The organism is Streptomyces sp. NPDC057136 (genome assembly GCF_042670885.1).
In the GTDB taxonomy this organism is placed as follows: domain Bacteria; phylum Actinomycetota; class Actinomycetes; order Streptomycetales; family Streptomycetaceae; genus Streptomyces.
Window position 1 is genome coordinate 199,265 of the sequence record NZ_JBHUUV010000006.1, and the last position, 13,615, is coordinate 212,879.

Genomic DNA, 13,615 nt, shown 5'->3' on the forward strand with positions numbered 1-13,615 from the left:
GGAAGGCCCGCCGGAAGACTTCTCCCCCGGTCAGAGCAGTCCCGCCGCGTCCAGCAGATAGTCGGTCATCGGGTCGTAGAAGCGCGGATCGGTGACGTGGTCGTCCAGCGGCACGGTCACCTGAAGCGTGCCTTCCGCCTCGCCGAGGAACAGCGCGGGGTCGTTGGAGTCCGCGTACCCGACCGCGTCGATGCCCCGCTGACCGGCGCAGCCGGCCCACCCGTGGTCGGCGACGACGAGATCGGGCCGCGGCCTGCCCTCGCGCTCGAACCCGTCCAGGATCGCCGCCATCGGGGCCGGTGAATGGGTGTGCCACAGCGTCGCCCCGTGCTCCAGGACGGCCACGTCCGCGAACTGGAAGACCATGCCCTCGTCCGTCATCAGCCCCGGCGGAATCCGTACGATCTCGCACCCGGCGGCCCGCAGCGCGTCCGCGGTCTGCCGGTGCACGTCCAGCAGGCCGCCCGGGTGGCCGGTCGCGAACAGCACCCGCTCCGAACCGGCCGCCGCCTTGCGCAGCCTCGCCGCCATCCGCTCCAGAGCGTCGACGGTCAGCTCCGGATCGATGGTGTCCTGCCCGAACCGGTGCTGGGGGTCGTCGCTGACCCCGCAGCGCTCCGCCATGACGGCGAGCACGTCCTGCTCATCGGCCCAGCGGTCGCCGAGCTCCAGGCCCAGCCAGTAGTGACGGTCACCGTTGGCGAGCTTGCGGTAGTGGGAGAGGTTGTTGTCGCGCGGGGTGGCGACGTCTCCGGCGATGCGCGTACGGACGAGGTGGTCGACGAGGGCGGCACGGCTGGGTATCGGCATGAACCCATTGTGCCGTCTGGCGTACGCGCTGTGCCTGGTGTCTTGACCGTCGGACCGCCGCCGTTACGCGGCCACCGCCGCGGCGAAAGCCCCGCGGGCCAGCCGGTGCAGCAGTGCGGCCGTCGCGTCGCGGTCCGGGAGGGCGCCGGTGAGGTGCGGGGTGGAGTTGAGCAGGCCGAAGACCGCGTGGACGGTCATCCGGGCCTCGTCCTCGGCCAGCTGCGGGTACAGGGCGCGGACCGCCTCGACCCAGACCTCGACGTACTGCCGCTGGAGCTGGCGCACCCGCTTGCGGTCGGCCTCCCGGAGGCGGTCCAGTTCGCGGTCGTGGAGGGTGATCAGGGGGCGGTCGTCGAGGGCGAAGTCGATGTGGCCCTCGATGAGCGCGTCGAGGAGCGACTCCGGCGAGCCGTCACCGGCGGCGTCCTGCGACACGCGCATCCGTCCGCCGTCGAGGAGGCGCTCGCTGATGCCCACCAGCAGCTCGGCGAGCATCGCGTCCTTCCCGGGGAAGTGCCGGTAGAGGCCGGGGCCGCTGATACCGACGGCAGCCCCTATCTCGTCGACGCCCACTCCGTGGAAGCCGCGCTCGGCGAAGAGGCGCGCCGCCTCCCGGAGGATCTGCTCGCGGCGGGTGGGAGCAGCGACTCGGGCGGTGGCATGGGTGCTCATGAGGATTCATTCTAGACAGGGCCGTTAGCGCTCGTTAACCTGGGCGCAATGCGTTAACGGTCATTAACCAGTGCGGTACGGGCAAGGGGGCTCGAACGATGCAGCAGGCACCGGTCCTGACGAGCGCGGCCGATCCCGCCTCGGAGGCCTGGCAGGCCAACGAGGCGGCGCATCACGCGCTCGCCGACGAGCTGCGGACGCGGCTCGCCACGGCACGTCTCGGCGGGGGTGAGAAGGCCCGCGCCCGGCATGTGGCGCGCGGCAAGCTGCTGCCCCGGGAGCGGGTGGACACCCTGCTCGACGCGGGCTCACCCTTCCTGGAGCTGGCACCGCTGGCGGCCGAGGGGCTGTACGGGGGCGCGGCCCCCGCGGCCGGTGTCATCGCAGGGATCGGCCGGGTCAGCGGCCGGGAGTGCGTGATCGTCGCCAATGACGCGACCGTCAAGGGCGGCACCTACTACCCGATGACCGTGAAGAAGCATCTGCGGGCCCAGGAGGTGGCGCTGGAGAACCGGCTGCCCTGCCTGTATCTCGTCGACTCGGGCGGCGCCTTCCTGCCCATGCAGGACGAGGTGTTCCCGGACCGGGAGCACTTCGGACGGATCTTCTACAACCAGGCCCGGATGTCGGGCGCCGGCATCCCCCAGATCGCCGCCGTGCTCGGTTCCTGCACGGCCGGCGGGGCGTACGTCCCCGCGATGAGCGACGAGGCCGTGATCGTCCGCAACCAGGGCACGATCTTCCTCGGCGGACCGCCGCTGGTGAAGGCCGCGACCGGCGAGGTCGTGACGGCCGAGGAGCTGGGCGGCGGCGAGGTGCACTCGCGGACCTCGGGCGTGACCGACCATCTCGCCGAGGACGATGCCCACGCCCTGCGGATCGTGCGGAACATCGTGGCCACCCTGCCGGAGCGCGCACCGCTTCCGTGGTCCGTACGGCCGGCCGAGGAGCCGAAGGTGGACCCGGCCGGGCTGTACGGCGCGGTGCCCGTCGATTCGCGGACGCCCTACGACGTACGGGAAGTGATCGCCCGGGTCGTGGACGGCTCCCGCTTCGCGGAGTTCAAGGCGGAGTACGGGACCACGCTCATCACCGGTTTCGCGCAGATCCACGGCCACCCCGTCGGCATCGTCGCGAACAACGGCATCCTGTTCTCGGAGTCCGCCCAGAAGGGCGCCCACTTCATCGAGCTGTGCGACCAGCGCGGCATCCCACTGGTGTTCCTCCAGAACATCTCCGGCTTCATGGTCGGCCGCGACTACGAGGCCGGCGGCATCGCCAAGCACGGCGCGAAGATGGTCACCGCCGTCGCCTGCACCCGGGTGCCCAAGCTGACCGTGGTGGTCGGCGGGTCCTACGGGGCTGGCAACTACTCGATGTGCGGGCGGGCCTACAGCCCCCGCTTCCTGTGGATGTGGCCCAACGCGAAGATCTCCGTCATGGGCGGCGAGCAGGCCGCTTCGGTGCTCGCCACCGTCAAGCGCGACCAGCTCGGCGACGACTGGAGCGCCGAGGACGAGGAGACCTTCAAGGCTCCGATCCGCGCCCAGTACGAGCAGCAGGGCAACGCGTACTACGCCACCGCCCGGCTGTGGGACGACGGTGTGATCGACCCGCTGGAGACCCGGCAGGTGCTGGGGCTCGCTCTGACCGCGTGTTCCAACGCCCCCCTGGGTGACCCCCAGTTCGGCGTCTTCCGGATGTGATGTGAGGACTTCCATGTTCAGCACTGTTCTGGTCGCCAACCGTGGCGAGATCGCGGTCCGGGTCATCCGGACCCTGCGCGAGCTCGGTGTGCGGTCGGTCGCCGTCTTCAGCGACGCGGACGCGGACGCCCGGCATGTACGGGAGGCCGATACGGCGGTACGGATCGGGCCCGCGCCCGCCGCCGAGAGCTATCTCTCCGTGGAACGGCTGCTGGACGCCGCCCGGCGCACCGGCGCCGAGGCCGTCCACCCCGGATACGGATTCCTCGCCGAGAACGCGGGCTTCGCTCAGGCGTGCGCGGAGGCCGGTCTCGTCTTCATCGGGCCGCCCGCCTCCGCCATCTCACTGATGGGCGACAAGATCCGGGCCAAGGAGACGGTCGCCGCTGCCGGTGTGCCGGTCGTGCCCGGCTCCTCGGGCAGCGGACTCACCGACGCCCAACTGGCCGCCGCCGCCCGCGAGATCGCCATGCCCGTCCTGCTGAAGCCCTCGGCGGGCGGCGGCGGCAAGGGCATGCGACTCGTGCGCGACGAGGCGCTGCTCGCCGAGGAGATCGCGGCGGCGCGACGCGAGGCCCGCGCCTCCTTCGGCGACGACACGCTGCTGGTGGAGCGGTGGATCGACCGGCCGCGCCACATCGAGATCCAGGTCCTGGCCGACGGCCACGGGAACGTGGTGCATCTCGGTGAGCGCGAGTGCTCGCTCCAGCGCCGCCATCAGAAGATCATCGAGGAGGCCCCCTCGGTCCTGCTCGACGAGGCGACCCGCGCGGCCATGGGCGAGGCGGCCGTCCAGGCGGCCCGCTCCTGCGGCTATGTCGGCGCGGGCACGGTGGAGTTCATCGTCCCGGGCGACGACCCCGCCGCGTACTGCTTCATGGAGATGAACACCCGCCTCCAGGTCGAGCACCCGGTGACGGAACTGATCACCGGACTCGACCTCGTCGAGTGGCAGCTGCGGATCGCCGCCGGTGAGCAACTGCCGTACAAGCAGGACGACATCACCCTCACCGGCCATGCGATCGAGGCCCGCATCTGCGCCGAGGACCCGTCCCGCGGCTTCCTGCCCTCCGGCGGTACGGTGCTGCGGCTGAGCGAGCCGCAGGGCGGCGGGGTGCGCACGGACTCCGGCCTCACCGAGGGTGTACCGGTCGGCAGTACGTACGACCCGATGCTGTCGAAGGTCATCGCGTACGGCCCCGACCGGGCGACGGCCCTGCGCCGGCTGCGCGCGGCCCTCGCCGACACGGTGGTGCTCGGCGTCCCGACCAACGCGGGCTTCCTGCGCCGGCTGCTCGCCCACCCGGCGGTGGCCGCGGGCGAGCTGGACACCGGGCTGGTGGAGCGCGAGGTGGCGGGGCTGGTCCCGGACGGCGTACCGGAGGAGGTGTACGGGGCAGCGGCGCTGCTGCGGCAGTCCTCCCCCGCCGCGCCGCCGGACACCTGGTCCGACCCGTTCTCCGTCCCGAACGGCTGGCGCCTCGGCGGCACACCGGCCCCGACCGTCCGCCACTTCCGCGTCCCCGGGCACGAGCCGGTGCGGACCGCTCTGCGCCCGTGGCCGACGGGGGCCGAGCTGACGCTCGGGCCCACCGTCGACAGCGGGAAGGCCGAGGACGTCCAGGTGGACGCCTGCGGGCCGGTCCCGCCGCAGCCCGGTGCGCAGACTGCCCGACTGGTCACCGCGTCCCGGAACCGCGTCACCATCGAGATCGACGGACTCACCCACACCTTCCACCACGCCGCATCCCCCGAGGGCAGCTGGCTGGGCCGGGACGGCGACACCTGGCACGTCCAGGACCACGACCCGGTGGAGGCGTCCCTCAGCGGCGCCGGCCGCGCCGGGGTCGACACACTCGCCGCACCCATGCCGGGCACCGTCACCGTGGTGAAGGTGGCCGTCGGGGACGAGGTGATCGCCGGGCAGAGTCTGCTCGTCGTCGAGGCGATGAAGATGGAACACGTCATCTCCGCGCCGCACGCCGGGACCGTGACCGAACTCGACGTCACGGCGGGCGCCACCGTCGCCATGGACCAGGTGCTGGCCGTCGTGACCCCCATGGAGGAATCATGACCGAGGGACTTCCCATGCGGGTCCCCGCCGAGGGCCTGCCGCCCCGGGTCCGTATCCACGAGGTCGGGGCCCGCGACGGACTGCAGAACGAGAAGGCGGTCGTCCCGACCGAGGTGAAGGCGGAGTTCATCCGCCGGCTGGCCGTCGCCGGGCTCACCACGATCGAGGCGACCAGCTTCGTCCACCCGAAGTGGGTGCCCCAACTGGCCGATGCGGAGCAGCTTTTCCCGATGCTCGGCGACATCGCGGACGTCGGGGACGTCGCGCTGCCCGTCCTCGTACCCAACGAACGCGGCCTCGACCGGGCCCTCACGCTCGGCGCGCGGCGGATCGCGGTGTTCGGGTCGGCGACCGAGACGTTCGCCGCCCGCAATCTCAACCGGACCGTCGACGAGTCGCTCGCCATGTTCGAGCCGGTCGTCGCCCGCGCCAAGGCCGACAAGGTGCACGTGCGCGGCTACCTCTCGATGTGCTTCGGCGACCCGTGGGAGGGGCCCGTCCCCGTCCACCAGGTCGTCCGCGTGGCCAAGGCACTGATGGACCTCGGCTGCGACGAACTCTCCCTCGGCGACACGATCGGCGTCGCCACGCCGGGCCATGTCCAGGCTCTGCTCTCCGCGCTCAACGAGGGGGGCATGGCCACCAGCACCATCGGCGTGCACTTCCACGACACGTACGGACAGGCCCTGTCCAACACCCTCGCCGCGCTCCAGCACGGGGTGACGACCGTGGACGCCTCCGCGGGCGGCCTCGGCGGCTGCCCGTACGCGAAGAGCGCGACCGGCAATCTCGCCACCGAAGACCTCGTGTGGATGCTCGAAGGTCTCGGTATCCACACCGGGGTCGACCTCGTCGAGCTCACCGCCACCAGCGTGTGGCTCGCCGAACGGCTGGGCCGCCCGAGCCCGTCCCGTACTGTCCGCGCACTCTCGGTGCAACAAACACAGTCCCACAAGGAGCAGTGATCCCTCCCATGTCCCTGGACCACCGGCTGACCGCCGAGCACGAGGAACTGCGACGCACCGTCGAGGCGTTCGCGCACGACGTGGTCGCACCGAAGATCGGCGACTTCTACGAGCGCCATGAATTCCCGTACGAGATCGTGCGTGAGATGGGGCGGATGGGCCTGTTCGGGCTGCCGTTCCCCGAGGAGTACGGCGGCATGGGCGGCGACTATCTCGCCCTCGGGATCGCCCTGGAGGAGCTGGCCCGGGTCGACTCGTCCGTGGCGATCACCCTGGAGGCCGGGGTCTCGCTCGGTGCGATGCCGGTCTACCGCTTCGGTACGGAGGAGCAGAAGCAGCAGTGGCTGCCGAGGCTCTGTTCGGGCGAGGCGCTCGGCGCGTTCGGCCTGACGGAGCCGGGAGCCGGGTCGGACGCAGGTGGTACGCGTACGACGGCGGTCCTCGACGAGGCGACCGACGAGTGGGTGATCAACGGTTCCAAGTGCTTCATCACCAACTCCGGTACGGACATCACTGAGTTGGTCACGGTCACGGCGGTGACCGGCCGCAAGGAGAACGGCGCCCCGCGCATCTCCGCGATCATCGTGCCGTCCGGCGCCCCCGGCTTCACGGTCGCCGCCCCGTACTCCAAGGTCGGCTGGAACGCCTCGGACACCCGCGAGCTGTCCTTCAGCGACGTCCGCGTGCCCGCGGCGAACCTGCTCGGCGAGGAGGGCCGCGGGTACGCGCAGTTCCTGCGCATCCTGGACGAGGGCCGGATCGCCATCTCGGCACTGTCGACGGGCCTGGCCCAGGGCTGCGTGGACGAGTCGGTGAAGTACGCGGCGGAACGGCACGCCTTCGGCAAGCCGATCGGTGCCAACCAGGCCATCCAGTTCAAGATCGCGGACATGGAGATGCGCGCGCACATGGCCCGCATCGGCTGGCGCGACGCGGCCTCGCGCCTGCTGGCGGGCGAGCCCTTCAAGAAGGAAGCGGCGATCGCGAAGCTGTACTCGTCGACGGTGGCGGTGGACAACGCCCGCGAGGCGACACAGATCCACGGCGGCTACGGCTTCATGAACGAGTACCCGGTGGCCCGGATGTGGCGCGACTCCAAGATCCTGGAAATCGGCGAGGGCACGAGCGAGGTCCAGCGGATGCTGATCGCGCGCGAACTGGGGCTGCCGGCCTGACGGTTGGAACCTACGGCTACAGGGCCGCCGTGCGCGTGCGGTGACGCAGCACACGGCGGCCTTCCGCGTTGGACGGATCAGCCGGTCACACCCTGCACGGGCTCACGCCTCGCGCTCCGGAGGCACGTAGTCCGGGCACAGCGAAGCCCCACCATGCGATGCACGATGGGGCCGCTTCGAACCGGTGCGGGTTGGCCGACTGGTCAGACGGTACCGAACTCTTCAGCCTTCACGCCCGCCACGAAGGAAGCGAACGAGCCTGCGGGGAAGTTCAGAACCGGGCCGCTCGGGTTCTTGGAGTCACGGACGGGGACCACACTGCGCGAGGCGACGAGGTTTGCGGCGACCTCGACGCAGTCGCCGCCGTTGTTGCTGTACGAGGACTTGAACCAACGGGGGGATTCGGTCGTCACGGAGTGCCCTTTCGCAACTGGCTGATCATGGCCACGGACGCCGCTTGGGACAGCGCTTCGGCCTGTAGTTGATGGTAAGCCGTCAACATGGGCATCACGGACGTACTCTCTCGGTCTAGGTGCCCCTGAGCCTGGGACTCGGCATAGCAGATCACGGACCGATCCGGCAGTGTCAAGAGATTGACGGGCAGGTCGAACGTGCGGCGCTCGCCTATCTCGTACGGTGCCACCTGTAGCAGCGTGTTCGGCAGCTCGGCGAACTCGACCAGACGTGCCAACTGTGCGTCCATGACGGCGGCCCCGCCAACGGGCCGACGGATGCAGCTTTCATCCATGGTCACAAACATCATCGGTGGCCGGGACCGCACCAACGCCGCCTGTCGCTCCGCCAGGAACGAGACCCGTTCATCCGCTTGTCCGGACGTGATTGCACCCCGCCGTACGGCGCTGTCCGCCAACACCCGCGCGTAGGCCGGCGTCTGTAACAAGCCGGGGACGATCCCAATGTTGTAGAGCCGGATCTCCACTGCTCGGCCCTCATGCCCGACGTACTGCGGGAAGCCTTCCAACAGCGAACCGTGGCGGATCTCGCGCCACTGGCGTTCGAATGTGTCGACTGTGTCGCCAGTCCCGAAAGCATGGTCTGCACTGCGCGAGAATCGAAGAGTTGGCATCTTGCGACCAGTTTCTACGGCCGAAATATGCGTGCTCGAGTATCCCGTCTGTTCGGCAAGTTCCTCCTGATTCCATCCGCAAGCCTCCCGCGCACTGCGGACACGTGCCCCGAAGGCAGCTTGCGGGCTGCTGTCAGGCTCCAAGTCCTTCCGATTCAAGGGGGTACCACCAACCTTTCGTTCCGGACTGACACGTTGAAGGGATTTCGACTGTAGGTCACGCTGGGCCGCCCGAGTAGCGAAAGCACTACGGAGAGGAGCGGTAGGTGTGCGGTGAGAACGTTTGTCCGAACGCACAGGAACCTCCGAACCCCCCGGCACGCTCATGGTGGACACGAGCCGTAAAGACCTTGTTGGGGAGTTCCGGGGGGCGTCGGCCCGTACTGGTTCCTGCGTCCGGTCTGCGGCGGGACCGAGTGGGAAGCAGAGCCCGAGCATGTCCGCCCCGCGGACCCCATAGAGCGGCCTCGGGCAGAGAACGCCCGACAGAACGCCCGAAGTCGGGGGACACGCTGTGACCCGCACACTCGCCCTTGTTCAGTGGACGCTCAAGCCCGACCAGGACGACGACGCTCCGCCGCTCACGCACCGCTTCCGGTGCCTCACGCTCAAGGAGGACGACTCGGAGTGTGGTGCCGTGTCGGAACCCCATGCCGACCCGATCGATCGAACGCCCGTGGGTCATGTGGCGTGGTGGTCGGCATGAACGGCCGAACGGAGCCGGTGGGCTACCGGTGTGAAGCGCGCGCCGAGGGACTTGTGTGGAGCGTCCCTTTGGGTGGCGAATCGGGCCGTCTCGTCCGACGTAAGAGACCCCCGCGACCATGCAGGGTCCGGGGGCGTGGCCAACGCTTTGAAGGAGCGTCGACATGTTGAACCTTGTCGCCCGGTTCTTCGAATCAGTGTTTCGATTCTTAGGTCCCCCGCTCAAGGCCCCCGTGGGCAGGAAGTCGGGCACGGTCCCGACTTCTACCCTCGTCGCAGCTCGCAGGCGCCGCCTGCTGGTGTGCCGTTCCGCGCTGCCAGTCACGATCGTTCCGCGTCCAGCTGATGGCCCGTACTCCCAGGCGGCGTACGAGCGGTGGGAGCGTGCCGAGAACCGGCTGAGGCGGGAGCGGCGGTGGTCGCTCTGGCTGGCGGTGCATGGCATCGACACCGGGCCGCGTCTGATCCACGGCATGGTGGTGCGCTGATGAGTAGCGGAGACGGCGCGGTGATCCGGCGCTGGAGTCGGCACCCGCGTTGCGTGGGGCAGGCGCGTAGCGAATTGCGTACCGCCTTGGGCAGTTGGGGGCTGGCCCTGCTGTCGGACGCTGCGGTGCTCGTTCTCTCGGAGTTGATGACCAATGCCGGACAGCACGCCAGGGTGTCGCCCGGGCGGGAGATCGAAACCCGCTTCCTCGTGGTGAACGGCAACCTGCGCATCGAGGTGCATGACGCCTCGTCGGCGCTGCCCCAGGAGTCCGAACCGGACCTGGAAGCGTGCGGCGCAAGGGGGCTGCTCCTTGTGGCTGCCGCGGCCGACACGTGGGGGTTCGGCGACCGGGTCGGCCCGGGGAAGGTCGTATGGGCGCAGCTGGGGTTCGGCGCCACTACAGACGACGGGGTGCGCCATGGCTGAGACCCAGAGGTGTGCCGTGCTGGTGCGGCGGGGCGACCGAGTTGGCCTCCGTGGGCAGTGGCTTGAAGTGAAGCGGGCGCACATGGACCGATTCGCGACTGGCGGGGCCGTCGTCGTCCTCACCTTGGAGGCAGGGCGTCCGTTGCGGGTGCGTGGTGAATCCCCCGTCGGTCGTTCAGCGGAGGGACTGGGCGTTGAGCGAGGACACCTCTGGTACCCCGCTGATCTTTGAGGCGGAGTGCACGACATGCCACGCGGCGTGTGAGGCGTCCCATGATCCGGAGTCTGTGGAGCGGACCCGGTGGTGTATCGAGCACACGCAGGGGACCGGCCACACCGGGTACAGGGAGATTCGCACCAGGTTCCTGCGGGCTACGCCGTTGCCCGCTGAGGGAGGGGCGAGTGATGGGGTGGCGTAACCGCCTGGTCCTCGCGCTTCTGGCACTCGACGCGGGCCGTTGGTGGGCTGCGGACTCCGCACGCGATCGCCTGCGGGCCGCGCTGGGCGCGGTTGATGAACGCCTGTACGAGTTCTTCCAATCCGCACTGGAGCGCCTCGAACCCAGTCGGCCGATACCCAAGCCCATGGACCGAATCAGGGAGCGCGACAGGGCGGAGATCGAATGGGCTTTCCTGGTCGCACGGCTGCGCACTGACAGCGGCGGGAGCGGCTCACCTGCCCCCTAGGTCTCGCGCCCAGCCGCTGTGCGCGCGGTAGTTGTGCGCCACGCGCCCCGAACCGGCCCCGATCGTCCGCCTTCCTCCTGGCGGACGGTCGGGGCCTCGTGCTGTCGCGTGCTACTGGGGCAGCGTCGGTTCAGCTGGAACCAGATGCCTTGATGGCGGCCACAGCGTCTCGGGTGGTCAGTTGGCCGATGACTGCGCGGGTCGCGCTGGGTCCGGTGCGTAGCTTCACTGTGTTGGTCGGGTAGTACCCACAGCTATTGAAATCCCTGGTGACGGCCGTGGAAGTGGTGGCGGGCGCGGCATTCGCAGGCTGGTGGCGGCGGTTGGCAGAGCGGCATCCGGCCTGTACGGGCGGTTCTCAGGCCGGAAGTCCGGAAGCCTCCAATCAGGTGGTGTACTCCAGCTCCGTCATGGCGGCCTGGCGGACGGACAAGGCCACGTCGGTCACGTCGAGTCTGGCCAGGTACTGAACCAGGGCGTCACGAGTGTCGAGGAGCTGCCTACCCAGCTCGACCTCTCCCAGTTGTCCAGGACGGATGACGCGACGGAACTCGCCCTGCGCGATGACACCGGCCACCAGCTTTTCGGCCAGCCACAGTGGCGTGCGCTCCCTGAGGGCGAAGGTCAGGTGGACGCTGGTCTCGTCGGAGTCGGCGACATGAGGGTTGTGGACCCAACCCCGTGGGAGCAAGAGCGACTGGCCGGCCTTGAGGTCGACCTCGATGTCAGGGCCCTGTGCTTCCCACGTCGGAATGTAGTCATCCCGCCAGACCCGCCAGCTCTCGTTGAATTCGCGTATGGGGGCCTCTACAGGAGGCCGCCACAGCTGCCACCGCTTGACGCCTGCGGTCTGCACGATCACGGCCATCTGCTGATCCCAGTGGTGACGCAAGCCCTGATTGCCGGGAGGAGTCAGGAAGGCGTGCACGTAGTTCGAGTAGCCCGTCTCCTCCTGGATGCGCTTGGAGACGTGCGCCATGTACGGCAGCACCCTCTGGAGGTTGCCCAGACGGATGGTGTGCCCGCTGTCGTGCAGTCGCCGCAGCTTGGCGGCATCGCTCCGGCCGTTCGTCATGAACGCACCTTTGTTCAAGGAGGGGTTGGGAGCCTTGACGACCGCGATCTCATCCGCGGGGGCGCAGCCGGTGAAGAGGTAGTCCTTCAGGAAGTCCGGGGTGATCGTCTCGTCCAGTGCCGTTGTACCTCGCTCGTACACGCGGGGCTCGTCCGGCCAGGTGAGGAGAAGATCGGTCACGCCTTCCTCGGGCAGTAAGAGACGCAGCGACATGCCGGGTCTCCTCTCGGATTACGAGGGTGGGAGGGGGCAGGAGATCTCAGGGTGGAACCGGTTCGGGCAGCACACGGCGGAGAACGAGATCAGGCTCTTCGACGACGTGTAGTACACCCAGCTCACATCGACACCGCGGGGCAGCACGTCAGTGGCGTACTCCAGCTTGCTGTCGAGACTGCTATACGCCTGGAGGCCATCCGAGCGTACGAACGGAGGGTTCGTCTCGTACTGCTTCGTCAGCCAGGCCAGTGCGATACCCATGTCGGCCCAGGTCCGGTCATCCCAGACCTGGCTCTTCTTGAGCAGCCAGTAGCCGGTCATGGTGGGCGGCACATTGCCCGTCTGGAACTCCGCAGCGGCTTCGCGGTACCGATCGAGGACCTGTTGTTGCTTCTTGTCCTCGGGGTTCGTCGGTACGGGAGGGCCGTTGGAGTGCGGAGGCCGGCGGCCTCCTTCTCGCGCGTACACGGACGATGGCCCGTTCCATGGTCCGTAGCCATGCCAGTGCCCTGACCAGCTCATCTGTACCTTTCTGAGACGTGCAAGGCCGCCCCGCCTGAGCAGGGCGGCCCGTTGCGCGGTGATGAGGGAGGAGCCAGATCAGAGCGCCAGCCCCTGCTTCTTGACCCAGCCGAGGGCGAAGTCGTTGAGTTCGGCCTCGGTGAACCTCAGTTCGAGGCCAGCCCCCTGGGGCTTGTTGTCGCGGAGCGCGAACGCGGTCGCTGAGCCGGGGATCGCTCCGACCTCGACGCACGACTCGTGCTCGCCGCCGAGGTTGCCGCCACAGAAGTTCTCGAACTCCGTGCCGTCGGTCGGGAGGGTGTAGAGGTCCTTCATGGAATAGTCCTCCTGGTGCTGGACTCAGCGGAGATTCGTTCTCCGCGCCGTCGTGCACTTGCGACCCGCCCCCGGACGGTCTTGCCGGACATTCACCGGGGGCGGGGTCCTTGCCCGTCCCCACCACCAGTACGGGGGGCCTGCTGGCAGGGACGGAGTCTGTGAGTCAGCTGCGGCTGTAGACGATCTCTCCGAACGTGACTGTGTAGGCCACCGGCCGGTAGACCGTCGTAGGCCCCTCGACCAGGAGCGGTTCGCGGTCCTTGAAGTGCAGGATCTTGGCGCCGTTGCGAGCAGAGACCATGTCTGCCACCGCGAAGTACACGTGGTCGTGAAGGATCATGTCGCTAACCCGGATGGTGGCCGGCGTCTCGACGCTGCCGCGGTATCCGACCGGCCCTTTGGGGGCGTGTTCGTCAGCCATGCTGACGAGCCGAGGTCAGCTGAGCCTCGTCCCGCGAGGCCCGAGTACGCACCCAGCGCGCGAACTCGTAGGCGTCACCCGAGCGGAGGGTGATGAGCACGGTTCCGTGGCCGTCCTTCACATCCCCGACCAACACCGGACCCTGGAGCTTCATCAGCTCAAGCGCCTCGTTGACGTCCGGAACCGCGTTCTTTGCGATGCGTCGGGCCGTGTCTTCCGGGGTCCTCTTCTCGGGAGCCATAGTCATAGATGACCTTCCATCACTT

Annotated in this window: 16 protein-coding genes and 1 pseudogene; 8 read left to right on the plus strand and 9 right to left on the minus strand. The window is 68.9% G+C overall.

From position 1 onward, the window contains the following. Nucleotides 1-30: 30 nt before the first annotated feature. Together ACFT7S_RS10575 and ACFT7S_RS10580 are read right to left on the minus strand one after the other, a co-directional pair. Entirely contained in the window at nucleotides 31-810 is a 780-nt protein-coding gene (locus ACFT7S_RS10575; RefSeq protein ID WP_382729546.1) for a phosphatase, read from the minus strand. 63 nt (nucleotides 811-873) lie between these two features. Then, nucleotides 874-1,482 carry a TetR/AcrR family transcriptional regulator gene (locus ACFT7S_RS10580; protein ID WP_382729548.1) on the minus strand — a complete coding sequence of 203 codons (609 nt, stop codon included), beginning with the start codon at nucleotides 1,480-1,482 and terminating at the stop codon, nucleotides 874-876. Nucleotides 1,483-1,580: 98 nt separating this feature from the next. On the opposite strand from ACFT7S_RS10580, the gene ACFT7S_RS10585 reads away from it, so the two are divergent. The 4 genes from ACFT7S_RS10585 to ACFT7S_RS10600 are packed head-to-tail and all read left to right on the plus strand — an operon-like array spanning nucleotide 1,581 to nucleotide 7,402. Beyond that, a complete protein-coding gene (locus tag ACFT7S_RS10585; RefSeq protein WP_382729550.1) occupies nucleotides 1,581-3,188 on the plus strand; it encodes a carboxyl transferase domain-containing protein in 1,608 nt (535 codons plus the stop codon). A 13-nt stretch (nucleotides 3,189-3,201) separates the two neighbouring features. Then, on the plus strand, nucleotides 3,202-5,262 hold the full coding sequence (locus ACFT7S_RS10590) for an acetyl-CoA carboxylase biotin carboxylase subunit (RefSeq protein ID WP_382729552.1): 2,061 nt from the start codon (nucleotides 3,202-3,204) through the stop codon (nucleotides 5,260-5,262). Continuing rightward, nucleotides 5,259-6,227 carry a hydroxymethylglutaryl-CoA lyase gene (locus tag ACFT7S_RS10595; RefSeq protein WP_382729554.1) on the plus strand — a complete coding sequence of 323 codons (969 nt, stop codon included), beginning with the start codon at nucleotides 5,259-5,261 and terminating at the stop codon, nucleotides 6,225-6,227. The genes ACFT7S_RS10590 and ACFT7S_RS10595 overlap by 4 nt, the downstream gene beginning before the upstream one ends. Before the next feature lie 8 nt (nucleotides 6,228-6,235). Then, complete coding sequence (locus ACFT7S_RS10600) at nucleotides 6,236-7,402, plus strand: acyl-CoA dehydrogenase family protein (protein WP_382729556.1); 1,167 nt, start codon at nucleotides 6,236-6,238, stop codon at nucleotides 7,400-7,402. A 203-nt stretch (nucleotides 7,403-7,605) separates the two neighbouring features. On the opposite strand, the gene ACFT7S_RS10605 is transcribed toward ACFT7S_RS10600, so the two are convergent. Then, nucleotides 7,606-7,815: a DUF397 domain-containing protein gene (locus ACFT7S_RS10605; protein ID WP_382729558.1), complete on the minus strand. Its 210-nt coding sequence runs from the start codon at nucleotides 7,813-7,815 to the stop codon at nucleotides 7,606-7,608. Further along, the gene (locus ACFT7S_RS10610) at nucleotides 7,812-8,648 is read right to left on the minus strand and encodes a helix-turn-helix domain-containing protein (RefSeq protein WP_382729560.1); all 837 of its coding nucleotides are present in this window, start codon (nucleotides 8,646-8,648) and stop codon (nucleotides 7,812-7,814) included. The genes ACFT7S_RS10605 and ACFT7S_RS10610 overlap by 4 nt, the downstream gene beginning before the upstream one ends. A 107-nt stretch (nucleotides 8,649-8,755) precedes the next feature. Here ACFT7S_RS10610 and ACFT7S_RS10615 point away from each other — a divergent pair. The 4 genes and pseudogenes from ACFT7S_RS10615 to ACFT7S_RS10630 all read left to right on the plus strand — a co-directional run. Further along, nucleotides 8,756-8,996 (plus strand): annotated as a pseudogene (locus tag ACFT7S_RS10615) (hypothetical protein); the annotation flags it as partial. 362 nt (nucleotides 8,997-9,358) lie between these two features. Continuing rightward, nucleotides 9,359-9,682, plus strand: a complete 324-nt coding sequence (locus tag ACFT7S_RS10620; protein WP_382729562.1) for a hypothetical protein — start codon at nucleotides 9,359-9,361, stop codon at nucleotides 9,680-9,682. Next, complete coding sequence (locus ACFT7S_RS10625) at nucleotides 9,682-10,110, plus strand: ATP-binding protein (protein WP_382729564.1); 429 nt, start codon at nucleotides 9,682-9,684, stop codon at nucleotides 10,108-10,110. Before ACFT7S_RS10620 ends, ACFT7S_RS10625 begins: the two co-directional genes overlap by 1 nt. Nucleotides 10,111-10,515: 405 nt before the next feature. Further along, the gene (locus tag ACFT7S_RS10630) at nucleotides 10,516-10,797 is read left to right on the plus strand and encodes a hypothetical protein (protein WP_382729565.1); all 282 of its coding nucleotides are present in this window, start codon (nucleotides 10,516-10,518) and stop codon (nucleotides 10,795-10,797) included. A gap of 385 nt (nucleotides 10,798-11,182) precedes the next feature. Here ACFT7S_RS10630 and ACFT7S_RS10635 read toward each other — a convergent pair whose 3' ends face one another. From ACFT7S_RS10635 to ACFT7S_RS10655, 5 genes are all read right to left on the minus strand, one after another. Continuing rightward, nucleotides 11,183-12,085, minus strand: a complete 903-nt coding sequence (locus tag ACFT7S_RS10635; protein ID WP_382729567.1) for a JmjC domain-containing protein — start codon at nucleotides 12,083-12,085, stop codon at nucleotides 11,183-11,185. Nucleotides 12,086-12,103: 18 nt separating this feature from the next. Then, on the minus strand, nucleotides 12,104-12,556 hold the full coding sequence (locus tag ACFT7S_RS10640; RefSeq protein ID WP_382729568.1) for a hypothetical protein: 453 nt from the start codon (nucleotides 12,554-12,556) through the stop codon (nucleotides 12,104-12,106). Nucleotides 12,557-12,688: 132 nt separating this feature from the next. Next, nucleotides 12,689-12,925, minus strand: coding sequence for a DUF397 domain-containing protein (locus tag ACFT7S_RS10645; protein ID WP_382729570.1), 237 nt, complete (start codon nucleotides 12,923-12,925; stop codon nucleotides 12,689-12,691). Between the two features lie 166 nt (nucleotides 12,926-13,091). Continuing rightward, complete coding sequence (locus ACFT7S_RS10650; protein WP_382729572.1) at nucleotides 13,092-13,349, minus strand: hypothetical protein; 258 nt, start codon at nucleotides 13,347-13,349, stop codon at nucleotides 13,092-13,094. Continuing rightward, nucleotides 13,342-13,596, minus strand: a complete 255-nt coding sequence (locus ACFT7S_RS10655) for a hypothetical protein (protein ID WP_382729573.1) — start codon at nucleotides 13,594-13,596, stop codon at nucleotides 13,342-13,344. Before ACFT7S_RS10655 ends, ACFT7S_RS10650 begins: the two co-directional genes overlap by 8 nt. Between the last annotated feature and the right edge of the window lie 19 nt (nucleotides 13,597-13,615).